Annotated in this window: 18 protein-coding genes; 12 read left to right on the top strand and 6 right to left on the bottom strand. The window is 75.2% G+C overall.

From position 1 onward, the window contains the following. Positions 1-206 precede the first annotated feature (206 nt). The 6 genes from HHX41_RS09955 to HHX41_RS09980 all read left to right on the top strand — a co-directional run bounded on the left by HHX41_RS09955 (position 207) and on the right by HHX41_RS09980 (position 8,931). Positions 207-1,559, top strand: coding sequence for a DUF5691 domain-containing protein (locus HHX41_RS09955; protein WP_182905714.1), 1,353 nt, complete (start codon positions 207-209; stop codon positions 1,557-1,559). After that, positions 1,556-2,623, top strand: coding sequence for an AAA family ATPase (locus tag HHX41_RS09960; RefSeq protein ID WP_182905715.1), 1,068 nt, complete (start codon positions 1,556-1,558; stop codon positions 2,621-2,623). The genes HHX41_RS09955 and HHX41_RS09960 overlap by 4 nt, the downstream gene beginning before the upstream one ends. A gap of 394 nt (positions 2,624-3,017) precedes the next feature. Further along, positions 3,018-5,339, top strand: coding sequence for a DUF5682 family protein (locus HHX41_RS09965; RefSeq protein ID WP_182905716.1), 2,322 nt, complete (start codon positions 3,018-3,020; stop codon positions 5,337-5,339). Then, entirely contained in the window at positions 5,339-6,472 is a 1,134-nt protein-coding gene (locus HHX41_RS09970) for a VWA domain-containing protein (RefSeq protein ID WP_182905717.1), read from the top strand. The genes HHX41_RS09965 and HHX41_RS09970 overlap by 1 nt, the downstream gene beginning before the upstream one ends. 17 nt (positions 6,473-6,489) lie before the next feature. Continuing rightward, the gene (locus HHX41_RS09975; RefSeq protein WP_182905718.1) at positions 6,490-7,854 is read left to right on the top strand and encodes an MFS transporter; all 1,365 of its coding nucleotides are present in this window, start codon (positions 6,490-6,492) and stop codon (positions 7,852-7,854) included. A gap of 81 nt (positions 7,855-7,935) precedes the next feature. Beyond that, entirely contained in the window at positions 7,936-8,931 is a 996-nt protein-coding gene (locus HHX41_RS09980) for an enolase C-terminal domain-like protein (RefSeq protein WP_169980464.1), read from the top strand. Positions 8,932-8,935: 4 nt separating this feature from the next. On the opposite strand, the gene HHX41_RS09985 is transcribed toward HHX41_RS09980, so the two are convergent. Together HHX41_RS09985 and HHX41_RS09990 are read right to left on the bottom strand one after the other, a co-directional pair. Continuing rightward, positions 8,936-10,462 (bottom strand): LCP family protein, encoded by a 1,527-nt coding sequence (locus HHX41_RS09985; protein WP_182905719.1) that lies wholly within the window; start codon positions 10,460-10,462, stop codon positions 8,936-8,938. Between the two features lie 228 nt (positions 10,463-10,690). After that, the gene (locus HHX41_RS09990; protein WP_182905720.1) at positions 10,691-12,184 is read right to left on the bottom strand and encodes a S9 family peptidase; all 1,494 of its coding nucleotides are present in this window, start codon (positions 12,182-12,184) and stop codon (positions 10,691-10,693) included. Between the two features lie 127 nt (positions 12,185-12,311). Between HHX41_RS09990 and HHX41_RS09995 the strand changes: the two genes are divergently transcribed. The 4 genes from HHX41_RS09995 to HHX41_RS10010 all read left to right on the top strand — a co-directional run bounded on the left by HHX41_RS09995 (position 12,312) and on the right by HHX41_RS10010 (position 18,593). Beyond that, on the top strand, positions 12,312-13,412 hold the full coding sequence (locus HHX41_RS09995) for an exonuclease SbcCD subunit D (RefSeq protein ID WP_182905721.1): 1,101 nt from the start codon (positions 12,312-12,314) through the stop codon (positions 13,410-13,412). After that, a complete protein-coding gene (locus tag HHX41_RS10000; protein WP_182905722.1) occupies positions 13,409-13,579 on the top strand; it encodes a hypothetical protein in 171 nt (56 codons plus the stop codon). Before HHX41_RS09995 ends, HHX41_RS10000 begins: the two co-directional genes overlap by 4 nt. After that, positions 13,576-17,031 (top strand): AAA family ATPase, encoded by a 3,456-nt coding sequence (locus tag HHX41_RS10005; protein ID WP_182905723.1) that lies wholly within the window; start codon positions 13,576-13,578, stop codon positions 17,029-17,031. Before HHX41_RS10000 ends, HHX41_RS10005 begins: the two co-directional genes overlap by 4 nt. Before the next feature lie 290 nt (positions 17,032-17,321). Next, on the top strand, positions 17,322-18,593 hold the full coding sequence (locus tag HHX41_RS10010; protein WP_182905724.1) for an alpha/beta hydrolase: 1,272 nt from the start codon (positions 17,322-17,324) through the stop codon (positions 18,591-18,593). Between the two features lie 130 nt (positions 18,594-18,723). On the opposite strand, the gene HHX41_RS10015 is transcribed toward HHX41_RS10010, so the two are convergent. Continuing rightward, a complete protein-coding gene (locus HHX41_RS10015) occupies positions 18,724-20,007 on the bottom strand; it encodes a hydroxyacid-oxoacid transhydrogenase (RefSeq protein ID WP_310741902.1) in 1,284 nt (427 codons plus the stop codon). Between the two features lie 148 nt (positions 20,008-20,155). Here HHX41_RS10015 and HHX41_RS10020 point away from each other — a divergent pair, with 148 nt between their 5' ends. After that, entirely contained in the window at positions 20,156-20,878 is a 723-nt protein-coding gene (locus tag HHX41_RS10020) for a GntR family transcriptional regulator (RefSeq protein ID WP_310741903.1), read from the top strand. 49 nt (positions 20,879-20,927) lie between these two features. Further along, positions 20,928-21,911, top strand: coding sequence for a threonine/serine dehydratase (locus tag HHX41_RS10025; protein ID WP_182905727.1), 984 nt, complete (start codon positions 20,928-20,930; stop codon positions 21,909-21,911). Between the two features lie 18 nt (positions 21,912-21,929). Here HHX41_RS10025 and HHX41_RS10030 read toward each other — a convergent pair whose 3' ends face one another. Genes HHX41_RS10030 through HHX41_RS10040 form a run of 3 tightly spaced genes read right to left on the bottom strand, consistent with a single transcriptional unit; the run spans position 21,930 to position 23,991 of the window. Further along, positions 21,930-22,475, bottom strand: a complete 546-nt coding sequence (locus HHX41_RS10030) for a hypothetical protein (RefSeq protein ID WP_182905728.1) — start codon at positions 22,473-22,475, stop codon at positions 21,930-21,932. Then, positions 22,472-23,230 carry a MerR family transcriptional regulator gene (locus HHX41_RS10035; protein ID WP_182905729.1) on the bottom strand — a complete coding sequence of 253 codons (759 nt, stop codon included), beginning with the start codon at positions 23,228-23,230 and terminating at the stop codon, positions 22,472-22,474. Before HHX41_RS10035 ends, HHX41_RS10030 begins: the two co-directional genes overlap by 4 nt. Before the next feature lie 41 nt (positions 23,231-23,271). After that, on the bottom strand, positions 23,272-23,991 hold the full coding sequence (locus HHX41_RS10040) for a M50 family metallopeptidase (protein WP_396794305.1): 720 nt from the start codon (positions 23,989-23,991) through the stop codon (positions 23,272-23,274). Between the last annotated feature and the right edge of the window lie 111 nt (positions 23,992-24,102).

A 24,102-nucleotide genomic window follows, 5' to 3' on the forward strand; every position in this document is an offset into this window, starting at 1 on the left:
CCCGTGCCGTGCCCGGTTGCCGCCGTGCCGCGCGCGCTCGCGCCTGCCGGTCGCCCTGCCGTGCCCGCGGCGCGTCGCGCGGCACCCTCCCGGCGATCTGGTCCTGCGGCTCGCCCCGGCCGCGCACGCCGCCTTCGCGCCGGAGCGGCCGGCCTCGGCGTACGGCGGCGGGCGAAGGCGGCCGCCACGCGGAGGAGGGCCGCCCGATGACCGTTCCGTGGGAGGAGCTGGTGTGCGCCGCGCTGGTGGGCGCCGATCGCCGCGGCGTCCCGCCCGAGAGTCTGCTGGAGCAGGCGGCCGAGCAGGTGGTGAGGACGCGCGCGGGGCGGCGGCCGGGCAGGGGCGGTCCGCCGGCCCCCGCGGCGGCGGAGACGCTGCCGCTCGTGCCCGGCGCCGCGGCGGACCGGCTGGCCCGGATGCTCGGCGGCGAGCAGGGCAGACTGCTCACCGAGTGGCTGGAGACGGCCGCCGCGCGGCGGGTGCGGGTCCCGGCCGAGCTGATCCCCGGGCTGCTCGACCTCGGGGCGCGGGACCGGTCGATCCGCGCGTACCTGGGGGCGGTCACCGGAGCCCGGGGCCGGTGGCTCGCCGGTCTCAACTCCGCCTGGGCGTACCTGCTGGCCGAGCCCGCGCACGTCCCCCCGGACGAGGTGTGGCAGCTCGGCACGAGCGGGGACAGGCGGGCCTTCCTGGCCGCGCTGCGCCGCCGCGACCCCGCCGCCGCCAGGGACCTGCTGGCACGGGGCTGGGGCGCGGAGACGCCCGAGGACCGGACCGTCTTCGTGACGATCCTCGCCGACGGACTCGGCATGGCCGACGAGCCGTTCCTGGAGGCGGTGCTGGACGATCGGCGCCGCGAGGTGCGGCAGGCCGCCGCCGACCTCCTCACCCGACTGCCGGAGTCGCGGCTGGCCCGCCGCATGACCGCGCGGGTGCGCCGATTCGTGACCAGGAGGGGCGCCGGGGTGCGGGCGGAGCCGCCGGCGGCCTGCGACGCCGCGATGGAGCGCGACGGCGTCAGGGCGCGGCCGCCCGCCGGCATGGAGACGCGGGGCTGGTGGCTGCAGCAGGTGGTGGCGCACACGCCGCTGTCGTTCTGGCCGGGTCATCTCGGCATGCCGCCGGACGAGATCGCCGGCACCCGGATCGGCGAATGGGAGCGGGAGGTCCGTATGGGCTGGACCCGGGCCGCCATCCTGCAGCGGGACACGACGTGGGCCCGCGCCTTGTTCGAGGCCGAGCCGCTGACCGACCTGCTGGCCGTGCTCCCGCCGGAGGAGCGGTCCCAGCGGGCGGCCGAGCTGGTGGCGGGCCATCCCGTGGACGGCCAGATGGTCATGATGCTGGGCGGCGTGCCGCGACCGTGGGGGCCCCGGCTGGCGAAGGCCGTGCTCAAGAAGATCGTCGAGACCACGCGGACGCAGCCGTGGAACGCCGGCGAGCTTGTCCGGCTGGCCGGCGAGCGGTTCGACCCCGCGATGCACACGCGGGTGGTGGAGGTCCCCGAACTGGCCGCGATCCTGCGGTTCCGCTTCGACATGCTGGAGGAGCTTGCATGACCAGCGTTCTGCGTCCGCACGCGGAGGACCAGTTCGCCGACGAACTGGCCGTCCTCGGGAAGACCGACGACAGGCCGCGCCCGCCGGGCTGGCGGCTGTCGCCCTGGGCGGTGACGACCTACGTGCTGGGGGACGGCGGTCAGATCACGCCCAAGTACATCGGACCGCGCAGGATCGTCGAGGTCGCGGTGGCGACGCTCGCCACCGACAGGGCGCTGCTGCTGCTCGGCGTGCCAGGCACGGCCAAGACCTGGTTGTCCGAGCACCTCGCGGCGGCGATCAGCGGCGACTCGACCCTGCTCGTGCAGGGCACGGCGGGCACGGCGGAGGAGGCCGTCCGCTACGGGTGGAACTACGCCCGGCTGCTGTCGGAGGGCCCCTCCCGTCAGGCGCTGACGCCAAGCCCGGTCATGCGTGCCATGGCGGAGGGACGGCTGGCGCGGGTCGAGGAGCTCACCCGCATGCCGTCCGACGTGCAGGACGCCCTGATCACCCTGTTGTCGGAAAAGACGCTGCCGATCCCGGAGCTGGGTGAGGAGGTGCAGGCGGCCAAGGGCTTCAACGTCATCGCCACCGCCAACGACCGCGACCGCGGGGTCAACGACCTGTCGAGCGCGCTGCGCAGGCGGTTCAACACCGTCGTGCTGCCGGTCCCGGCCACCACCGAGGAGGAGGTCGACATCGTGGCCCGGCGCGTGGCGCAGCTCGGCCGTGCCCTGGAGCTGCCGGAGACCGTGACCGGGCTGGAGGAGATCCGCCGGGTGGTGACGGTCTTCCGGGAGCTGCGGGCGGGGGTGACCGCCGACGGCCGGACCAAGGTCAAGTCGCCCAGTGGCACGCTCAGCACGGCGGAGGCGATCTCGGTCGTCACCAGCGGGATCGTGCTCGCCGCCCACTTCGGGGACGGCGTGCTGCGCCCGGCCGACGTCGCGGGCGGCATCGCCGGGGCGGTGATCCAGGACCCGGTTTCCGATCGCGTGGTGTGGCAGGAGTACCTGGAGACCGTCGTCCGCGGCCGCGACGACTGGCGCGACTTCTACCGGGCCTGCCGCGATGCCGGCTGAGATCGCCGCCGGCGCCTCGTCCGGCCCGCGCGCGCCGTACGACGGCGGCACCGTGCCCCTCGGTGCCGGTGCCGGTGCGGGTGCCGGTTCGGTTGCCCGTGGCGCTGCGGGCGCGGGTGGCGGTGCGGGCGCGGGTGGCGGTGCCGGTTCGGGTGCCAGTGAGACCGCCGGGGATGTCGCGCCCCCGGGCCCGCACCGGGTTCGCCGCAGCAGTGGGCCGAGCACAGGGGCCCACGGCGGCGACCGCGACGGTTCGAGGGGTGGGGGCGGCCGCGACGGCACCGTGAGCGGCGGTGATCGGGGTGCCCGGGGGAGTGGCGGGGGTCTCGGTCCAGCCTCTGACCCAGATGGCGGGACCCGCCGAGGGCGCGGGGGCGCGAGCGAGGACCGGGGCGTGCCGGAGGTGTGGGTGCTGGGGGTGCGGCACCACGGGCCGGGATCGGCCAGGGCGGTGCGGGACGAGCTGCACCGGATCCGGCCCGATCTGGTGCTCGTCGAGGGCCCGCCCGAGGCCGACGGCCTCGTGGGGCTCGCCGCCGACCCCGGCATGCGCCCGCCGGTCGCGCTCCTGGCGTACGTGCCGGGGGAGCCGTCGCGGGCCGCGTTCTGGCCGTTCGCGGAGTTCTCGCCAGAATGGCAGGCGATCGCCTACGCGGCCGGGGCGGGCGTCGAGGCGCGGTTCTGCGACCTGCCCGCCGCCCACGCCCTCGCGCTGGACGCCGACCCCGTACGCCGGGACCCCGTCGGCGAACTGGCCCGCGCGGCGGGGTACGACGACCCGGAGCGGTGGTGGGAGGACCTGGTCGAGCACCGCGGCGAGGCCGGGACGCTCGACGTGATCGCGGAGGCGATGCGGGCCGTGCGCGACGGGCATGTCGCGGAGGGCGTCGAGGCCCGGCGCGAGGCGTACATGCGCAGGACGCTGCGGAAGGCGGCGCGGGAGGGGTTCGCCCGCATCGCGGTGGTCTGCGGGGCCTGGCACCTGCCCGCGCTGACCCCGCCCGCGCTGACCCTGCCCGCGCTGACCCTGCCCGCGCTGGGCCCGCCCGTGCTCACTCCGCCCGGCCGCCGCGTCCGGGGGCCCGCCACGGCCGTGCCGGAGGGGGCGCCGGCCGGCCCCGGCCGCCCGCCCTCGGCGGCGGAGGACGAGCGGCTGCTGCGCGGCCTGCCCAAGGTCAGGGTCGAGATGACGTGGGTGCCGTGGACCCACGGACGGCTCGCCGCGGGCGCGGGCTACGGCGCGGGCGTCGCCGCGCCCGGGTGGTACGAGCACCTGTTCACGGCGCCCGACCGGCCGGTGGAGCGCTGGCTCGCCCGGGCCGCCGCGATCCTGCGTGAGGAGGGCCTGCCCGTCTCCTCCGCGCACGTCATCGAGGCCGTCCGGCTGGCCGGGGGGCTGGCGGCGCTGCGCGGCAGGCCGCTCGCCGGGCTGTCGGAGGTCACCGAGGCGGTCAGGGCGGTCCTGTGCGACGGCGACGAGCCGAAGGTCGAGCTGGTCCAGCGGCGGATGGTCGTGGGGGAGCGGCTCGGGCGGGTGCCGGAGGCCACGCCGATGGTGCCGTTGCGGCGGGACCTGCGTGACGAGCAGCGGCGGCTGCGCATGAAGCCGGAGACCCTCACCGGGGAGCACGACCTGGACCTGCGCAGGCCGCTCGACCTCGGCCGCAGCCGGCTGCTGCACCGGCTCGCCCTGCTCGACGTGCCCTGGGGAACGCCCCGGCGGGCCCGGAGCAAGGGGACGTTCAAGGAGTCCTGGTCGCTGGAGTGGCGACCGGAGCTCGACGTCGCGCTCATCGAGGCAGCCGTGTGGGGGATCACGGTCGAGTCGGCGGCGACGGCCCGCGTCCGTGACCTCGCGGACGGCGCCGGCCTGCCCGAACTGGCCGCGCTGGTCGAGCGCTGCCTGCCGGCTCACCTCCCCGGCGCGCTGCCGTACGTCCTGGCGCGCATCGAGGACCGGGCGGCGCTCGACGGCGAGGTGCGCCACCTCATGGCGGCGCTCCCCGCGCTCGTGCGGGCCCGCCGGTACGGCGACGTGCGCGGCACGGAGGGCCTCGCGGACGTCACCGAGTCGATGCTCGCCCGGATCTGCGCCGGGCTGTCCCCCGCCCTGACGGGACTGGACGAGGACGCGGCCCGCGCGATGGCGGCGCTCGTCGACGGGGTACACGCGGCCAGCGGGTTGATGGACGCGGCCGGGTTGACGGGGGCGGCCGCGCCGATGGGGAGTAGGCGGTGGCTCACGACGCTGGGCGCGGTCGCCCGCCGCGACGACCTGCCGGGGCTGCTCGACGGACGCATCGTGCGGATCCTGTCCGACGCCGAGGCCCTGGAGGACGACGTGGCCGCGCGCATGGCCCGGTCGATGTCGCCGGGGAACCCCCCGGCCCGGTCGGCGGCCTGGATCGAGGGCTTCCTGTCCGGGGGCGGCCTGCTGCTCGTCCACGATCCGCGCCTGCTCGCCACCGTGGACGCCTGGCTCACCGGCCTGTCCTCCCAGGAGTTCGCGGACGCGCTGCCGCTGCTGCGGCGCACGTTCGGGGCGTTCCCGGCGCCCGAGCGGCGGATGATCGGCCGGCGGATCCGCTCCGGCTCCGCGCTCCGCTCCTCGGAACCGGGCGGTGACGCGGGGGCGGACCTCGACGACGGGCTGGCGGCGGGAGCCGTAAGGACCGTGCGGGAGATCTTGGGGCGCGAGACGGGCGGGAGGCCCTGATGGACGGCGAGGACGAGCGGCTGCGCCGCTGGCGGCTGGTGCTCGGCGGCGCGGCGGAGGGGACGCTCGAAGGAGCGGACGCCCGCATGGACGCCGCTCTCGCGGCCCTCTACGACGAGCAGGAGCGGAGCGGCGCCGGCCTTGGCGCGTCCGCGCCGCGCGTGGCCCGATGGCTGGGGGACATCAGGGAGTACTTCCCCTCCAGCGTCGTGCGGGTCATGCAGAAGGACGCCATCGAGCGGCTCGACCTGACCCGGCTGCTGCTGGAGCCCGAGATGCTGGAGGCCGTCGAACCCGACGTGCACCTGGTGGGCACGCTGCTGTCACTGGGCCGGCTCATGCCGGAGCGCGCCCGCGAGTCGGCCAGAGCGGTCGTCCGCACGGTCGTGCGGCAGCTGGAGGAGCGGCTGACGCGGCGCACGCTGGCGACCGTCGGCGGCGCGCTCGACCGCTCGGCCAGGACCAGCCGGCCGAGGAGGGCGGCCGACGTCGACTGGGACCGGACGATTCGGGCCAACCTGCGCAACTACCTGCCCGAGCGGAAGACCATCGTGCCGTCCCGGCTGGTCGGATACGCCCGCGGGCAGCGGGCCGTGCGGCGGGAGGTCGTGCTGGCCGTCGACCAGAGCGGCTCGATGGCCGCCTCGGTGGTGTACGCGGGGGTCTTCGCCGCGGTGCTCGCCTCGATGCGTTCGCTGAAGACCTCGTTCGTGGCCTTCGACACGGCCGTCGCCGACCTCACCGACCGGCTGCGCGATCCCGTTGAGGTGCTGTTCGGTACCCAGCTCGGCGGCGGCACCGACATCAACCGGGCCGTGGCCTACTGCCAGCAGCTGATCACCCGGCCCGCCGACACCATATTCCTGCTGGTCAGCGATTTGTACGAGGGCGGGCCACGGGAGGAGACGCTGCGCCGGATCGGTGCGCTGACCGCCGCCGGAGTCCAGGTGATCGTGCTGCTCGCGCTGTCGGACGAGGGGGCGCCGCAGTACGACCACGACAACGCGGCGGCGCTGGCCGCGATGGGCGTGCCGGCCTTCGCCTGCACACCGGACGCCTTTCCCGGCCTCATGGCCGCCGCGATCGAGCGCCGGTCCTACGACCAAGGTCGCATTCCCGCGCCGGGACGGTGATTTGTAATGTCCGTATCATGACTTCGGTGATGACCGCCCCGGCCGTCTTCAGCCAGCGATACCGGGCCCTGAGCGTCGGAATCGTGGCCCTGGTGATGCTCGTGGCGTTCGAGTATCTCGCGGTGGCCACCGCGATGCCGCTGATCGGCCGCGAGCTGAACGGCTACCACCTGTACGGCCTCGCGTTCAGCGGCGGCATGGCCGCCACCGTGATCGCCACGGTGCTCGGCGGCCGCTGGGGCGACGCGCGGGGGCCGTTCCCCGCCCTGTGGACCGGGGTGGCGGGGTTCGTCGCCGGGCTGGCGGTCTCCGGGTTCGCGCCCGCCATGGAGGTCTTCCTCGTCGGCCGGTTCCTCCAGGGGCTCGGGGGCGGCCTGTTCAACGTGGCGCTGTACGTCCTCGTCGCCCAGGCGTATCCCTCCGCCATGCACCCTCGGGTGTTCTCGGCGCTGGCGGCGGCCTGGGTGCTGCCGTCCGTGGTCGGCCCGGCGGTCACCGGGTTCGTGGCGGAGACCTGGAGCTGGCGCTGGATCTTCCTGGGCGTCGCGGTGCTGTCGGTCCCCGCCGCGCTGATCATGTGGCGCGGCCTGCCCGCGGCGGGCGGGCAGCCGAGGGAGGCGATGGGCCGGGCCTTCCTGCCCCGCTTCGCCTGGGGCGTGTGCGCCGCGGTCGGCGCGGCCCTGCTGCAGTACGGCAGCGGCGCGGCCGGTGCGGGCGTCCCCCTGGTCGTGGCCGGGCTGGCGGTGCTCGCGCTGACGCTGCCGAGGCTGCTGCCCACGGGGACGCTGCGCGCCGCCCGGGGCCTGCCCACCGTGGTCGCGCTGCGCGGCCTGGCCGCCGGGTCGTTCTTCGCCGCCGAGGTGTTCGTGCCGCTGATGCTGGTGCAGGAGCGGGGGCTGAACGCGGCCGAGGCCGGTCTCGCGCTCACCGGCGGGGCCCTCGCCTGGTCCCTCGGGTCCTGGATCCAGGGCCGCAGGCCGCACGCGCGGGCGCTGACCATCCGTCTCGGCGCGATGCTGATCGCCGCCGGGATCTGCGTCACCGCGTCCGCCGTCATCCCCGCCGTGCCCGTCCCCGTCGTGTTCGCGGGCTGGGTGGTGGCCGGGCTGGGCATCGGCATGGTCTTCCCGACGCTGTCGGTGCTGGTCCTGGAGCTGTCGGCGCCCGGGGAGGAGGGCCGCAACAGCGCGTCGCTGAGCGTCGGCGAGTCGGTCTTCTCGGTCGTCGCCGTCTCGCTGACCGGCGCGCTTCTCGCCGCGTACGGTGGCCTGCCGTGGGTCTACCTGACGTGCCTGAGCCTGCTCGTCGTCATGGCCGGCACGGCCGCACTGGCCGGCGGCCGTTTCGAGCACCGCCGCGAAGCGGGCACCATGGAGGTCTAGGGAATCCCGGAAATTCCGCCAGGCGCCGTGTCCGGCCCGGCCGCGGGCGGGGACCCCGGGGAAAGAATTAAGGGGATCCGAGTGCCGCGTGTCCGGGAGCTGGAGGTCTTCAGGATGACCCTGCCGTACGGCAGGCGTCCGGAGACCGTCCTGGTAAAGATCACGGACTACGGCGGCATGGTCGGCTGGGGCGAGGCCGTCGATCCCGGCGAGGCCGGCCCGCTGGAGCGGGCCCTGCCCGCGCTCGTGGGCCTCGACTGGGAGCACCCCTCGGAGCTGGGGGACAACCCCGGCGGCGCGGCCGGCGACATGGCCTGCTGGGACCTGTGGGGCCGCATGAACGGCGTCCCGCTCGCCCACGCACTCGGCGGCAGCCGTACCTCGCTGATCGCGACCGTCCGGCTGACGGCGGACCGCTCGCTGGAGAGCATGGTCGCCCGGGTGAACCGGCACGTGTGCGCCGGCTACGGGCACGTGACGCTGGACGTCCACCCCGGCTGGGACGTGGAGCCGCTGCGCGCCGTGCGCGCCGCCTACCCCGGCCTCGCCATCGCGGTGGACGGGCGTGGCGCCTACACCGAGATCGCCCAGCTGGAGGCGCTGGACGCCTACGGGGTGGTGGCGATCGAGCGCCCGTTCAAGGACCTGCTGACCAGCGCCGACCTGCAGGACAGGGTGTCGGCCGCGGTCGCGGTCGAGGTGAGTTCGGTGGCCGAGTTCGACGAGGCGGTGAGCGTCAGGGCGGGCCGGGCGCTGCTGCTGCGCCCCGCGAAGATCGGCTCGCTCGGCGCCGTACGGCGCGCGCACGACCGCGCGGTGGAGGCCGGGTGGGACATCGTCTGCGCGGGCGGCCTCGGCGCGGGACTCGCCCGGGCCGCGACGGTCGCCGTCGCCAGCCTGCCCGGCTGCTCCCTGCCCAGCGACGTGGCCGAGCCGCCGCGCAGCGCCCAGGTGGTGCTCCCGCCGGTCGGCGCCTCCGGCGGGGTCGTCGCCGTGCCGCTCACCCAGCCCGGTCTCGGGCACAACGTGGACGAGGATCGCGTACGCCGCATGGCCCGCGAGACCTTCCGCGTCTGACGGCTCAGCGGGCCGTCGCCGTGTGCGGCGTCCCGCAGCCGTCGTCGATCGAGCTCGGCGTCCCGGGCGTGGCGAGCACGAGCGTGGGAGAGGGCGACGGGGAGTGCCGGTGCCGGTGCCGGCGCGGAGCGGCGGCGGGCGAGGAGCCGGCCGACGCGGCGGACGGGCCGGCCTGGGGGTGGACCGAGGCGCGGATCGCCCTGGCCGTGAGCAGCCGGATCCGGTCCCAGTCGGGATAAGCGGTGCTGATCAGGGGCGGCACGAACTGCAGGCTGTTGATCGCGGCGTGCTTGACCTTCCACGCCAGCGGCACCAGGTGCTCCAGCATGGGCCGGGGCACGTCGGTGCGGATGAGCCCGCGCGTGGCCGCCGCGATCTCGGTGAACCTCGTCAGCACCGTGGCCGGGTCGGCCTGGGAGAGCAGGGCCCCGAGGACGCACCGCTGCCGGTGCATGCGGTCGAAGTCGTCGCTGCCGGTGCGGGAGCGGGCGTACCACAGCGCCTCGGTGCCGGTCAGCCGCCGGGTGCCCGCCCTGACGACGCCCTCGTCGTACAGGCCGTACACGATGTCGCGGTCCACCGCCACCACGAGCCCGCCGAGGGCGTCGATCATCTTCGCGAAGCCCCAGATGTTGACCAGCGCGTACCAGTCGATCCGCAGGCCCAGGATGTGACCGACCGTCTCCTTGAGTACCTCGGCGCCCATGTGCCGCCGCCCGCCGAACAGTTCGGGATGGTCGTCGGCGTACTGCCACACCGAGAACAGCAGGTCCTCGCGCCAGCCGGGGCGGGACTCGGGCAGCTGGAATCCGAAGGGGAACCGGGCCGCCATGGGGCTGCCGGGGGGGAAGCGGACGTGCTCCAGGTTGCGGGGCAGTCCGAGCAGCACCGTGTTGCCGGTCCGCACGTCCACGCTGGCGACGTTGATGCTGTCGGTGCGCATCCCGATCCGGTTGTCGCCCCAGTCGCCACCCAGCAGGAGCACGTTGACCCGGTCGCGGCCCGCCCACGGGTCGTCCCGGCGTACGGCGCCGCCCACCTGGCCGGACCCGTCCGATGCGCTGAAGAGCGAGTCGAGGGTCTGCTCGGACACGCGGACGTACCGGGCGGCGACCGCGAACGGCACCGCGACGAGGACCGCGAGCACCCCCGCGACCAGGCCGGTGAGGATCTGCCCGGAGCGGGGCAGCCGCCCGGGACGCAGGACGACGTACGAGCGGACGACCAGGCAGAACCAGGCGACGGCACAGGCCGCGAACACCAGGGAGATCTGGCTCAGCCAGCCCAGCGCGTGCCCGGCGAGGCCCGCGTCGGCGCCCGCGGCCACGCCCGCGACGCTGACGGCCACGGTCAGGTAGCCGCCGAGCAGGAGCAGTCCGGTGCGCCACCGGCCCGCCCGAAGGTGCGCCGCGCCGGGCAGCACCGCCGACAGCGCCACCCAGCCGATGAGCGCGGCGGCTCTTCGCGCCGGCCCGCTGCGACGCGTCGGCGGCGCGGCGCCCTTCCGGGGTGCCAGATCAGGGGTGACCACGTGTTAATTGAAGCGACGCCGGCCGCGGAAAACCGGTGGCAGCCGCGAGCCGGGGAAGTTCGTACCCGGATTTGACCAGGGCTCGTCCCTATCGTGGGAACCGGCTCTCGATCCGCGGTCGAACGGCCGGTGGCGGGCCCCCGCGGCCGGCCGGATCCGGGTCGCGGGTCATGATGCGCCCGGAGAGAGGTTAAGGGCGTCGGGGACGGCCGCCCGAACCCGGACCGGCTACCAGGGAAAGGCGAACAGGCCGTAGTAGGCGGCGGTCAGCAGCAGCAGCGCGGTTCCGCCGAGCACGCCGGCGAGGACGCTCTTCTGCCAGGGCGTCGGCTCCCACCCGTCCCGCAGGCCGCCGATCACCGCCGCGAACACCGTGACCGTCTGCACGAGCATCACGATGGCGAGCAGGCGTACGACCAGCCACCCGGCCTGCACGGCGGGCCAGGCGCCGGCCTGGTTGACGGAGAACAGCACGATGAGCGTGATGAACGCCATGACGGCGGCCAGCTCGCCGAGCGCGGTCCAGGCCATCCGGCGCAGTCGCCGCCTGAGGGCGGGCCACAAGTGGACCCTGGCCTGCAGCCGCAGGTCGCGCCCGCGCAGCCGGACGACCATCTCGGTGACCGGCGCCGCGACGTATCCGACCGCGGCCAGGCAGAGCGTGAGCCACAGGATGGTGCTGTCCCCCCACCACGGCGCGGCCGGCACGTCGCTCGCCTCGAAACGCTGCACCGGGGTCGCCCCCGCGATCGGCAGCGGGGACCTGGCCGTGCGCGGCAGGTCCTTGATCCAGTTCGCCAGCGTCGGCAGGTAGTACGCCGCGTACGGCCCGCCGCGGATCCGCATGGCGTGGTCGGCCCCCGCGAGGAAGCGGATCGTGTAGTCGGTGTTGCCGCTCCGCGTCAGGGCGCCGGTGAGGGCCTCGGTGCTCTCCACGAAGGGAATGGACGGGTCGTCGGTGCCGTACAACGCGAGGACGGGCTGACCGATCCCGCGCAGGGCGGGCACCCCGTCGTAGCGCAGGAAGTCGAAGCCGACCCCGCCCATCGCCCGGGTGAGCAGGTCGCGCACGCCGGTCGGGGCGTGCAGGCGCAGCAGTTGCTCGTTCAGCGCCCAGGCGACCTGGCGCAGCGGCGAGACGTTCGGCGAGGAGACCAGGACCGCGAAAGCGGCCTGCGGATCGCGGGCGGCGGCGATGGGGACGACCCAGCCCCCCTCGCTGACCCCCCACAGGCCGGCCCGCGCCGGGTCGACGTCCGGCCGCTCCCGCAGCACCCGCAGCATGCGCAGGGCGTCGTCGGCGAGCAGCCCGAAATCGCGGCTGCGGAAGGAGTAGCCCACGGTCCGCTTGTCGTACGCCAGCGTCACGATGCCCGCCCGGGCCAGCCACTCGGCCTGCTGGGTGAACTCCCCGCCGTCACCCGATCCCGAGCCCTGCACGAACACCATCGCCGGGTGGCGTCCAGGGGACAGGGGCGCCCTGATCGTCGCCTTCAGCGTCTCGTCCCTCGCCGGGACGAGGATCGTCTCGGTACGGAACCTGTCGGTGCGGGCGACCGGGCGCACTTCGACGGTGGGCTGGGGAGGTATCTCGCTGAACCGGGGCGAAGCGGGCAGGGGTGGGGGGTCGAAGGCCGGCGGGGAGAGCAGGTGGCCGACGGAGGCGAGCACCACCATCAGCACACCGGCGATCACTCCGAGAGTGCCCCGGCCGACGTTCATGAGGCCGCTCCCCCATGCGTGCGCGCGATACCGAATCCAGGCTAAGTCATTACTTCCCATTTACCACGCCCACCAGAGGGGTGGTTGGGGCCGCGTTTGTCGGCGGGACCTGTTAGCTTCCTGCGACATGCGTGTCCTGCACAGCTCCGACTGGCATCTGGGCCGGTCGTTCCACCGCGAGAGCCTGCTCGGCGCCCAGGCGGCGTTCGTCGACCACCTGGTCGAGACCGTGCGTGCCGAGCGCGTGGACGTCGTGGTGGTCTCCGGCGACGTCTATGACCGGGCCCTGCCGCCCGTCGACGCGGTCGCGCTGTGCAACGAGGCGCTGGCCAGGCTCAAGACCCTCGGCGTGCACACCGTGCTGATCAGCGGCAACCACGACTCCGCCGTACGGCTGGGCTTCGGCGCCGACCTCATGGAGCGGGTGCATCTGCGCACCGACCCCGGCCGGGCCTGGGAGCCGGTCGTGATCGGCGACGTGGCGTTCTTCGGCATCCCCTATCTGGAGCCCGAGCTCGTCCGGGGGCCGTGGGAGCTGGCCGAGCGCAGCCACACCGCCGCGGTCTCGTACGCGATGGAGCGTGTCCGGGCGCACCCGGCGGCGCGCAAGGTGGTGCTCGCGCACGCCTTCGTGACCGGGGGAGAGGCGAGCGACAGCGAGCGGGACATCAGCGTCGGCGGAGTCTCCCACGTGCCGTTGAGCGCCTTCGCCGGGGTCGACTACGTGGCGCTCGGGCATCTGCACGGGCGCCAGGTGATGAGCGAGACCGTTCGCTACAGCGGATCGCCGATCGCCTATTCCTTCTCCGAGGCCGGCCACACCAAGGGCTCCTGGCTGGTCGACCTCGCCACGGGCGGGACGGAGTTCGTCCCCGCCCCCGTGCCCCGGCCGGTGAGCACGGTGCGGGGCCGCATCGAGGACCTGCTGACCGACGGTCGCTACGACTGGTACGAGGATCACTGGCTGCAGGTGACGCTGACCGACCCGGTGCGGCCGCGCGAGGCGATGGAGCGCCTGCGCCGGCGCTTCCCGCACGCGCTGGCGCTCGCCTTCGAGCCGGACGGCGTGGCGCGGGGACCGGCGGCCAGGGCGAGGATCGCCGGCCGGCCCGAGATAGAGGTGGCGCTCGACTTCGTCCGCGAGGTCCGCGGCGAGCCCGCCGACGACGGCGAACGGCGCCTGCTGGAGGAGGCGGTCGAGGCGTGCCGCATCAAGGAGAGCGTATGAGCGAGCGAATCGGTGGGCACAGCGCGATCCGGCTGGGTCACCTGCGCGCCTCCGGCACGACGCGACCCCGAGCCGCCAGGCGAGAGGGTGGCATGAGGAGCCTGTCCATGCGGGTGGTGGTGCGGGGGCGCGGGCCCGGCCCGTGGACGAGTTTGGAGGTCCGGTGAGGCTGCATCGGCTGCGCCTGGTCGCGTTCGGGTCGTTCCCGGGGACGGAGGAGGTCGACTTCGACGCGCTCGGCGAGGCGGGCCTGTTCCTGATCCACGGGCCGACCGGCGCCGGGAAGACGACCGTGCTCGACGCCGTCTGCTACGCCCTCTACGGCAGGGTGCCCGGCCAGCGGGAGAGCGCTCGGAGTCTGCGCTGCGACCACGCGCCGCCCGACCGGGGGCCGTCGGTGACGCTGGAGGTGACGATCCGGGGCAGGCGCCTGCGCATCACCCGTTCGCCCGCCTGGATGCGGCCGAAGCTGAGGGGCACGGGCCTGGTGGAGGAGAAGGCCAAGGCCTTGGTCGAGGAACTCGTCGACGGGCTGACCGGGCCCGGCGGGCAGTGGATCGCGCGCAGCACCCGCAGCGACGAGGCCGGCGACTTCGTGAACACGCTGACCGGCATGACCATGGCCCAGTTCTGTCAGGTCGCGATGTTGCCGCAGGGCGAGTTCGCGAAGTTCCTGCGGGCCGGCGGCGAGGAGCGGCGGGAACTGCTCGAACGGCTCTTCTCCGTGCGGGTGTTCGGCGACGTGGAGCGGTGGCTCGCCGACCATCGGACGCGCACCTGGCGGGATGCCCAGGAACTGGGCCAGCGGGTCGAGTCGGTGCTCGACCGTATGCGCGGCGCGGCCGGAGACGACCTGCCGCTGCCCGAGGACGCCTCCGAGCCCGCCGCCTGGTCGCGGGAGGTGCTCGACCTCGCCCGCGGCGCGCTCGCCGGCGCGGTCGCGGCCGGCACGGCGAGCCAGGAGGCGCTGCTGTCCGCCCGCGCCCGCCTGGAGGAGGGCCGGGCCCTGGCCGACCGGCAGCGCAGGCACGCCGCCGCCCTGGCCCGGCGGCAGGAGCTCGACGCGGCGGCGGACGAGCGGTCGGACCTGGAGGCGATGCTCGACGAGGCCGCGCGGGCCGACCGGGTGGCGCCGCTGATCCGGCAGGCCGGCCAGCGGGCGGAGGCCGCGGCCAAGGCGCGGCGGCTGGCCGCCGACGCCACGCTCCGCGCGCTTCCCGGCCTCACGGCGTCGCGCTCCCTCGCGGGACCGCGCGTGGATCCGGGTGAGGAGCCGGGTGAGGGACCGGACGGCGAGCGGCCGGATCCCGAGCGGCTGGCCGTGCTGGAGCGGGAACGGCGCGACGAGGTCGCCCGGGTGCGCCAGATCCTCCCGGAGGAGGAGCGCCTTCGGCAGGTTCGCCACGAGCGCGCGGACGCCGAACGCGGGCTCGCCGAGCTGGCCGAGGAGGAGACCGGGCTGACGCGGCGGCGGGCGGCTCTGCCGGCCGAGCGGCTCGACGTCGAGGAACGGCTCGCCCGGGCGCGTACGGGGGCGGCGAGCCTGCCGGGCCTCACGGCCGCCAGGGACGCCGCGCTGCGGGTGCGGGAGGTCACCGAGCAGGCCGATCTGCTGGACGCCGAACTGACGCGGCTCGCCGAGGAGGAGGCGCGGGCCGGGGCCGCGCAGGCGGAGTTGCCCGCGCTGCTGGTGGGCGCCGAGGAACGGCTCAGGGGTTTACGCGACATGGCCGCGCGCGTCCCCGCCCTGGAGGCGGCCGCCCACCTGGCGGAGGAGCGCCTGGCGGCCGCGCGGCTGCGTGACATGCTGACCGCCGAGCTGGAGGCGGCCGAGCACGACCGGCGCGCGGCCGTCGACCTGGCCCAGGAACGCAGGGACCGGCTCCAGGAGGTCCGCCAGGCCAGGATCGACGGCATGGCCGCCGAACTGGCGGCGGGGCTCGTCGCCGGGGAGCCCTGCGACGTCTGCGGCGCCACCGAACACCCCCGCCCCGCCGCGCCCGCGGCACGGGCCGCGACCGCGGACGACGAGCAGGCCGCGCAGGAGGCGTTCGAAGCCGCCCAGCGGGCTCGTGAGGAGGCGGAGGCGAGCGTCGCCGCGCTCTCGTCGCGGCTCGGCGACGCGGCGGCGCGCGCCGGGGACCTGTCTCAGGACGACGCGTCCGCCGCCCTCGCGGACGCCCGCGAGGAGCTGTCGCGGCTGCGCGCGGCGGAGACGGCGGTCGCGGCCGCCGAGGGGGAGGCCGGGCGGCTCGCGGCCGAGCTGGAGTCGGCGCGTGACCGGGCCGCGGAGCTGACCGGGCTGCTGACCGAGACCAGGACCAGGAGGGACGCCCTGCTCGCGGAGGGCGAGCGGCTCTCCGCCGGCCTGGAGGGCGACCTCGTGACGGCGGAGGCGGACCTGGCGCGCGCCCGGTCCCTCGCCGCGTCCGAGGAGGAGCTGGCCGCCCGCGCCACCCGGCTCGCGGCCGAGCTGGAGGAGCTGGGCACGCGGGCCGCGCGCACCGGCGCGGCGATCGCGGAGGCGCGGGCGCACCGGGACAGGCTGGTGGCCGACGAGCACAGGCTGGCCGAGGTGATCGACGCCGCCCGCGGCGAGGACGCCTCGCTCGCCGCCCGCCTCGATCGGCTCGAGGAGGAGGCGGACCTGCTCAGGGAGGCCGCCGAGGCGGCGGTCGCGGCGGCCGCCGCCGACCGCGAGAGCCGGGCGGCGCTGACGGAGGCGGCCAGGGCCGCCGCCGAGCAGGGGTTCGCGAGCGTTGAGCACGCGGCCGCCGCCGTCCGCACGCCGGAGGACCGGGAGGCGATGTCCGAGCGGCTGGGTCACCTGGACGCCGAGCGCGCCACGGTCGAGGGGCTCCTCGCCGACCCCGAGCTGGTGGCTGCGGCGGCCCAGCCGGGCGCGGACCTGCCGGAGCTGGAGGCCGGCCACGAGCGGGCCGAGCGGGACCACGCCGCCCGCACCTCGGCGCGCGACCGGGCGCGGGGCAGGCTCGACCAGCTCACGGGGCTCGCCGGCGAACTGGACGCCGCGCTGCGCGCCTACCGGCCCGCCGAGGAGCGCCACCGCCTGGCGCGCCGGCTCGCCGAGCTGACGACCGGAACGTCCGGCGACAACCGGTGGCACATGAGGCTGTCGGCGTACGTGCTGGGGGAGCGGCTCCGGCAGGTCGTCGACGCGGCGAACGAGCGCCTCGACCGAATGTCGAGCGGTCGCTATCTGCTGCGGCACGACCTGAACCGGTCCGCGGGCGACCGGGGCCGGTCGGGCGGCGGGCTGGGCCTGCGCGTGCTCGACGCCTGGACCGGCGTGGAACGCGACCCCGCCACGCTCTCCGGCGGCGAGAGCTTCATCACCTCGCTCGCCCTGGCGCTGGGCCTGGCCGACGTGGTCACGGCGGAGGCGGGCGGCGCGGAGATCGGCAGCCTCTTCGTGGACGAGGGCTTCGGCACGCTCGACGACGAGACGCTCGACGACGTGCTCGACATCCTCGACGGCCTGCGCGAGGGCGGCCGCGCCGTCGGTGTCGTCAGTCACGTTGCCGAACTGCGGGTGCGCATCCCCGCCCAGCTTCGCGTGATCAAGGGCCGTTCCGGTTCCACCCTGTCGCATCGCTGACCGCGTGACGCGCGAGCTCGGCGGACGGCCGGACCGGCCGCGCGGTCGCCGGCCTGCCGGCGGCGCGGTCGCCGGCCTGCCGGCGGCGCGGTCGCCGGCCTGCCGGCGGCGTCGCCGTGCCGTCCCGGTCACGGAGATCGTCTACGGCGAAGGGAACCAGTTCCCAGCGCGACGGCCATGTCCGGGCCCTGAGGGCGTCCATGCCGAAACGTCCGAAAGTACGACGCAGGCGGCTCCGACCCTGCTTTCGGCCGATGCCCGTCCCCGGATCCATTTCGCAGGATGAGGCCATGTCACCCACCCATTCCCGAACGACAGCGGCGTCCGTTCCCCAGGGGGGCCGCCGCCTCCCGGCGCGGGGCCTGGTCGCCGCCGGGGGGCTCACTCTGCTGGCCGCGCTGTGCTGCGTCCCGTCGCCCGCCTCGGCGTCCACGTACGGCTCCGTCTCCGCCGCACCGGTGCCGGCGGCCTCCTCTCCGGCGTCCGCGAAGCCGGGCCGCTTGCCGTACCTGCCTACGCCGACCGGCTCCCATCCGGTCGGCACCACGTCGCTGTATCTCAAGGACCTCTCCCGTCCGGACCCGTGGGTGCCGGAGGCGAAGGCGCGCGAGCTCATGGTGACGCTGTGGTATCCCGCGAAGTCACGGGGCGGGCGGCGGGCGCCGTACATGACGCCGGCCGAGTCGCAACTCGTCCTCGATGGCACCGGGGTGACCGGCGTGCCGTCCGACGTGCTGAGCAGGACGCGGACCAACGCGTTCCGCGACGCGAAGCCGGCGGGAGCCCGCCGCTCTCTGCCCCTCGTGGTGCTCTCTCCCGGATTCACGTGGCCGGCCAGTTCCCTGACGGCCCTGGCCGAGGACCTGGCGAGCAGGGGCTACGTGGTGGCCGGGATCGACCACACGTACGAGAGCTTCGCGACGACCTTCCCCGACGGCCGGGTCGCCACGTGCGCCGCCTGCCGGATCGAGTCCGGCGAGGACTTCGGCGAGAGGGCGGTGCGGAGCCGGGCGGCCGACGTCTCCTTCGTGCTCGGCCGGCTGACCGGCCCGCGCACGGCCTGGCAGGGCGGCGGCCTGATCGACCCGTCCCGGATCGCGATGGCGGGCAGCTCGCTCGGGGGCGCGAGCGCCGCCGAGACCATGCTGAGGGACGGCCGAGTGCGGGCCGGGATCGACATGGACGGCACGATGTTCGTCCCGATTCCCGTGACCGGGCTGGCGCGGCCGTTCCTCTTCCTGGGCCAGGAGGCGCACGGGCCGGGAGGCGAGGACGCGACGTGGGACCGCGACTGGGGGCGCCTGTCCGGGTGGAGGCGCTGGCTCGTGGTGACCGGGTCGGTGCACGCGTCGTTCACCGACTACGACCTGCTGGCCCGTCAGATCGGCGTCGACCTCGGGGGCGGCCTTCCCGGCCCCCGCACCGTGGAGGTCACCCGGGCGTACGTGAGGGCGTTCCTCGACCTGCACCTGGGAGGGCGGCCGGGGGCCCTGCTGGACGGGCCGTCGGAGCGTTTCCCCGAGGCCCGGTTCTGCGCGCCGGAGGCGAGGACCTGCGCCTAGGTCGTGTCTGACAAGGACGCCGGTCTCAGCCGGGGCGGTACGCGGGGCGGCGGCCCGCTTCACGCGGGTGCGGGCGCTGTTGCGTCAGTGGCGGGTGCGTGCGATCGCCCGCACCCGCCCCGCGGGCGGTTCACCAGAGCGCGAGCGACCGGGTCAGGATGCCGGCGAGGTCGTCCTCCGCCACGGGCCTGGGTGAGGTGGTGAGCAGCCGCTGCTGCCTCATCGCCCCCTCCACCAGCGCCGGCACGTCGCCCTCCGCGTACCCGACGCCGCCGATGCCGTTCGGCATGCCGACGTCGCGCATGAGCGCGGTCAGCACGCCGGGCAGGAACTCCGCCGGGTCGTCCGGCGTGGCCGCCGAGGGGTCGAGCAGCCCGGCCGCGCGCAGGTGTCGCGCGGGATCCGCCTCGAAGGTGAACCGGAACGCCTCCGGCGCGGTCAGCGCCACGGCCATGCCGTGCGGGACCATCGGCTCGCCACCGGGATAGCCGGCCGGGTGGAAATCCTTCACCCGCCCGGCGATCGGATAGGCGTTGGCGTGCGGGATGTGCACGCCCGCGTTGCCGAACCCCAGCCCCGCGAACGTCGCCGCCAGCGCCATCGCGCCCCGCGCCTGCGCGTCGTCGCCGTGTCGTACGGCCGTGCGGAACGAGCCGGCGAGCAGCCGGAGCGCCTGCTCCGACCACATGTCCGCCACCGGGTTCGACCCGCAGTACGGCACGCGCTCCTCCGGCCGCCTGCGCTCGTAGGAGGTGTACGGCCGGGCGGTGTAGCTCTCCAGGGCGTGACAGAGGATGTCCATCCCCGCCGCGGCGGTCACCTCGGGCGGCTGCGTCATCGTGAGGCCGGGGTCCACGACCGCCAGCACCGGGCGGAGCCGGGCGTGGCTGATCCCCGTCTTGACCTTGAGACCGAGCACGTCGAGCACGCAGATGGTGGTGCTCTCCGAACCGGTGCCCGTGGTCGTGGGCACCGCGACCAGCGGCTTGAGCGGACGCGAGGGGGCGCGTCCGGCGCCGATCGGCGCGTTGACGTAGTCCATCAGCTCGCCCGGGTTGGTGGTCAGCAGGTTGACGGCCTTGGCCGTGTCGATGCTCGATCCGCCGCCGACCGCCACGAAGGCGTCCCACGGGCCGCTCGCGCGGGCGTGCTCGATCGCCGCGAGCATGCTCTCGTCGGTGGGCTCGACGCGGACGCCGTCGTACACCTCCGCGTGCATGCCGAACCCGGCGATCTGTTCCGCGATCCGCGCCGGAGCGCCCGTCGCCGCCACGCCGGCGTCGGTCACCACCAGCGCGCGGCGCACGCCGTACTGCCCGAGGTCGAAGCCGATCTCGGCGGACGCGCCGGGGCCGAACTTGAGCGCGGGCGCGCCGTACGTGAAGACGGACTCGGGGTTGCTCGGGACGATCACGATCGCTGGCCTTCCATCCGGGGGCTCATGCGGGCACGCGCGATGCCGGTGCGGGGTTCCCGATGGGAACCTGGCATGTAGCATGCTGCGTGTCAACGCGCCGCCCGGACGCGGGCGGGCCCACGGCCCTCGGGAGGGTGGTCAGACGGTGCGAGCGGTCGCCGGCACTTCCAGTCTCACCGAGCAGGTCGTCGAGGCGGTAAGGGAGGCCATCCACTCGGGCGAGCTGCGGCCCGGAGAGCTGTACTCGGTCTACCGGCTGGCCGGGCAGCTCAACGTCTCCCGCACCCCCGTACGCGAGGCGATGCTCCGGCTGGCGGAGGCCGGCCTGGTCCGGTTCGAGCGGAGCCGGGGTTTCCGGGTGCTGCGCCGCGACCCCCGGGAGATCGCCGAGGTGTTCCACCTGCGGCTGCTGCTGGAGGTGCCCGCGACGAGGCGGGCGACCCGCCACGCCGGTCCCGGCCTCGCCCGTGCCCTGCACGAGGAACTGGAGGCGATGCGCGCCGCGGCGGCCGACCACGACGAGCCGCGTTTCATGCGGCACGACCGGGCCTTCCACGACGCGATCCTCGCCGCGGGAGCCAACCGGCGGCTGGCCGAGGTCGTCGCCGGGCTCAGGGACGCCACGGTGACGCTCGGCGCCTCCACCGTCGACCGTTCCCGCTCGCTGGCGGACGTCGCCGCGGAGCACGAGCCGATCCTCGCCGCCGTGCTCGCGGGCGACGCGGACGCCGCCGCCACGGCGATGCGCGCTCACGTGGCCCACACCGGCGAACTGCTCGTGGCCCAGGCCGCCGCGGAGAACGGCCGGCCCGCCGACCCGGCCGACATCGCCCTCGTCCACGAGGCGCTGAACGAATCTACAACGTAAAGGACCAAGCGGGCTGCGGCGACGAACGGGCCACGTCCATGATCGGGACATGGGCGAGAACCGATCGGTACGAGACGTCGTCGTTCCCCGGCGCGACGACCTGGAGAATGCCAGCCAGGTGATTCGGGAGCACCTCCGTCCCACTCCGGTGGACCCGGGCGCGGGCACGCCCGGCGACCCTGGGCTGAAGCTGGAGAGCCTGCAGCCCACGGGGTCGTTCAAGGTCCGGGGCGCGCTCAACGCCGTGGCCGCCGCGCCGGGTACCCGCGTGGTGACGGCGTCGGCCGGCAACCACGGGCTGGGCGTCGCCTTCGCGGCCAGGACGCTCGGCCGGCGGGCGACCGTGGTGGTCCCGGAGACCGCCTCGGCAGCGAAGGTGGACGGGCTGCGCCGTCTGAACGTGGACCTGGTGTGCACGGGCGAGAGTTTCGACGAGGCGGAGGAACACGCGCTCGCACTCGCCGAGACGCCGGGCTGCCACTACATATCGGCCTACAACGATCCGTACGTCATCGCGGGCCAGGGCACGATCGGCCACGAGCTGGACGAGCAGGTCGACGGCCCGCTGACCGTGGTGTGTCCGATCGGCGGCGGAGGGCTCGCCTCCGGGCTGGGATTGTGGGCGGCGGGCCGCGCGGACGTGCGCGTCGTCGGAGTGGAGGCCGCGGCCTCCACCGCCGTGTCCGCGGCGGTCGGGGCGGGCCGCCGCGTGCCCGTCGGCATCGGCCCGACCCTCGCCGACGGCCTTGCCGGGAACATCGAGCCGGAATCGGCCACTATCGGCCTCGTCGCACGGCATGTGGACCAACTGGTCGCGGTGACCGAGGACGAGATCCGAACCGCGCTGCGCTACCTGGCCGCGGAGCGTGGATACGTGGCCGAGGGCGCGGGAGCGGTGCCGGTCGCCGCCCTGCTCGCCGGAAAGGTCGCCGTGTACGGACGGGTCGTGGCGGTGGTCTCGGGCCGCAACATCACCCCCGCCGCGCTCGCGGCCGTCCTCGCCGCCGACGAGGCGGCACCGGCCGCGTCGTGACCCGCGGGCCCGGACAGGTCAGGGAGCGGGCTCGCCCGTGGTCGTCGTGGTGAGCGCGGCGACGGCCCGCACCGCGGCCGCGGGATCGTCGGCGAAGAACCGCACCCGCCGGACAGCCGTCGCCGGGCGTACAGCCTGCCAAGGACGGCGCGGAGGGGACACCTCGATCGGTTCGCGCAGGTCGACCACGAGGTTGGTCTGGGACGAGACCGCGAGGGCGAGCTCGCCGTCCGAGATGCGCAGGAGTCTGTTCTCGTCGTAGCGGCGGTCGACGCGCGCCGACGCGACGAGCCGCGCCGGGACGTCCAGGCCGAACAGCCGGCCGTACCGCAGGCGCAGCGCGTCCGGCGAGACGGTGTGCGGCCGGCGGGCGCAGCTCACCATGACGCCGAGGACGCCGAGGGCCGACGCCGCGTCGAGGGCCAGGATCACCAGGCGCGGCGCGTCCGGCAGCCCGAACCGGCGCAGCAGCAGGTCCATGGCCACGGTCTCCAGGACCAGCACGAACAGCAGCACCGCCATCGTCGGCGTCTGCTCCCGGCTGTAGCCGATCGCGTGCCTCACGGCGCCGCTCCGTCCGCGAGCAGCGTCATGGCCCGCCGCGCGACCTCGGCCTGCGCGGGGGACAGATCGGCGAGGAACGCCTGGGCGAACGGGTCGTCGGCGCGGGGCATCGCGGAGGCCAGGGAGGCGGCGAGGTCGCGGGGCAGGTGCGCCGCGAGGTCGGCGGCGAGGGCGCCGACCCGGGGATCGGCGGGGTCGGCGCCGTCCAGCTCCGCCAGCCTCCGGTGCAACGCCTCGGCCCGGGCGACCGCCTCCGGCGTGGTCATGGGCCGCATCAGCTCCAGCAGGCGATCCCGGTCCTCCGGTTCGGCCGCCGCGTCGAGGAGGGCGAGCAGTTCGGCCTCGGCCGCCGCGAACGGGGAGTCGCGCACGGGTTCGAGGCACCGCAGGAACTCGGCCATCGCCGGCGAGACGGCGTCGTCCGGCGACGGCGACTCCTCGCTCAGCAGCGCGGCGAGCCGCCCGCGCCTGGCCCTGATCGCCGCCTCCTGCCGGGCGAGGTCGGCGTCCAGCTCCAGCAGGATCTCCCGCAGCTCCCGGGCGGAGTCGCCGGTCAGCACGTCGCGCACCTCGTCCAGCGACAGGCCCAGCTCGGTCAGCCTGCGGGCCCGGGCGAGAAGGAGCGCGTCGCGCAGGCCGTACTCCCGGTAGCCGTTGAGCCGCCTCGACGGTTCGGGCAGCACGCCCTGGTGATGGTAGTGCCGCACGGTGCGGGTGGACACCCCGACGAGCGCGGCCAGTTCGCCGATTCGCATGCCCTCATTAGAGACGTTGACGTCGCGGCAAGGTCAACAGCTCACAGAGGCAGCCAGCGGGCTGTGAGGAGATAACCGCCGTAGACGAGCGCGGACGCGGAGACGAGCAGGAACAGCAGCACCCAGAGCGTGCCGGGCACCCGGGTCAGCCGGGCGAGCTGGTCGGCGTCGGAGTCGGGCGCGCGGCCGACGCGCCGCTTGCTCTGCAGTTCGAGGATCGGCCGTACGCCGCCGAGCAGCAGGAACCACGCGGCGACGTACGCGCAGGCCGACTGGACGTCGGGCGGCGCGAACCAGGACAGCGCGAAGACCGCGCCGCCCACGGCGAGCAGCGACACGGCGCCGAAGAAGTTCCTGATCATCAGCAGCATGCACGTCAGCAGGGCGAGCACGCCCCACAGCAGCATCGTGATCCGCCCGTCGGCGACCAGCCAGGCCGCCCCGAGCCCGATCAGCGAGGGCGCGACGTATCCCGCCGCGGCTGTGGCGATCATGCCGGGCCCCGTGGGCCTGCCTCTGGTGAGCGTCACGCCCGAGGTGTCCGAGTGGAGGCGGATGCCCCGCAGCTTGCGCCGGGTCAGCACCGCGACCAGCGCGTGGCCTCCCTCGTGCGCGATCGTGATCAGGCCGCGGGAGATGTGCCACGACGCCGGGTAGGCGACGACGGTGAGGGCGGCGAACCCGGACAGGACGACCAGCCAGAGCGGGGGCGCGACCTGGACGGCGGTCAGGTGGTTCCACAGGGCCTTCAGGGGGGTCACCCCCGGAATCGTACGGCGGACGCCCCCCGGCCGCGGACGTGCCCACCACCCACGCCTGGGGCGGCACCATGTTCGGCATGCGCGCGAACCCGAGGCCGGGTGGCGGGGGTC

Source organism: Microbispora sp. H13382 (assembly GCF_014161445.1).
In the GTDB taxonomy this organism is placed as follows: Bacteria; Actinomycetota; Actinomycetes; order Streptosporangiales; family Streptosporangiaceae; genus Microbispora.

Bases quoted from the DNA above. Each gene is read 5' to 3' on its own strand.
- HHX41_RS10035 (WP_182905729.1), bottom strand. From the start codon at position 23,230: ATGCGAATCGGCGAACTGGCCGCGCTCGTCGGGGTGTCCACCCGCACC.
- HHX41_RS09970 (WP_182905717.1), top strand. From the start codon at position 5,339: ATGGACGGCGAGGACGAGCGGCTGCGCCGCTGGCGGCTGGTGCTCGGC.
- HHX41_RS09975 (WP_182905718.1), top strand. From the start codon at position 6,490: ATGACTTCGGTGATGACCGCCCCGGCCGTCTTCAGCCAGCGATACCGG.
- HHX41_RS10000 (WP_182905722.1), top strand. From the start codon at position 13,409: ATGAGCGAGCGAATCGGTGGGCACAGCGCGATCCGGCTGGGTCACCTG.
- HHX41_RS09990 (WP_182905720.1), bottom strand. From the start codon at position 12,184: ATGAACGTCGGCCGGGGCACTCTCGGAGTGATCGCCGGTGTGCTGATG.
- HHX41_RS10010 (WP_182905724.1), top strand. From the start codon at position 17,322: ATGTCACCCACCCATTCCCGAACGACAGCGGCGTCCGTTCCCCAGGGG.
- HHX41_RS09955 (WP_182905714.1), top strand. From the start codon at position 207: ATGACCGTTCCGTGGGAGGAGCTGGTGTGCGCCGCGCTGGTGGGCGCC.
- HHX41_RS10025 (WP_182905727.1), top strand. From the start codon at position 20,928: ATGGGCGAGAACCGATCGGTACGAGACGTCGTCGTTCCCCGGCGCGAC.
- HHX41_RS09960 (WP_182905715.1), top strand. From the start codon at position 1,556: ATGACCAGCGTTCTGCGTCCGCACGCGGAGGACCAGTTCGCCGACGAA.
- HHX41_RS09995 (WP_182905721.1), top strand. From the start codon at position 12,312: ATGCGTGTCCTGCACAGCTCCGACTGGCATCTGGGCCGGTCGTTCCAC.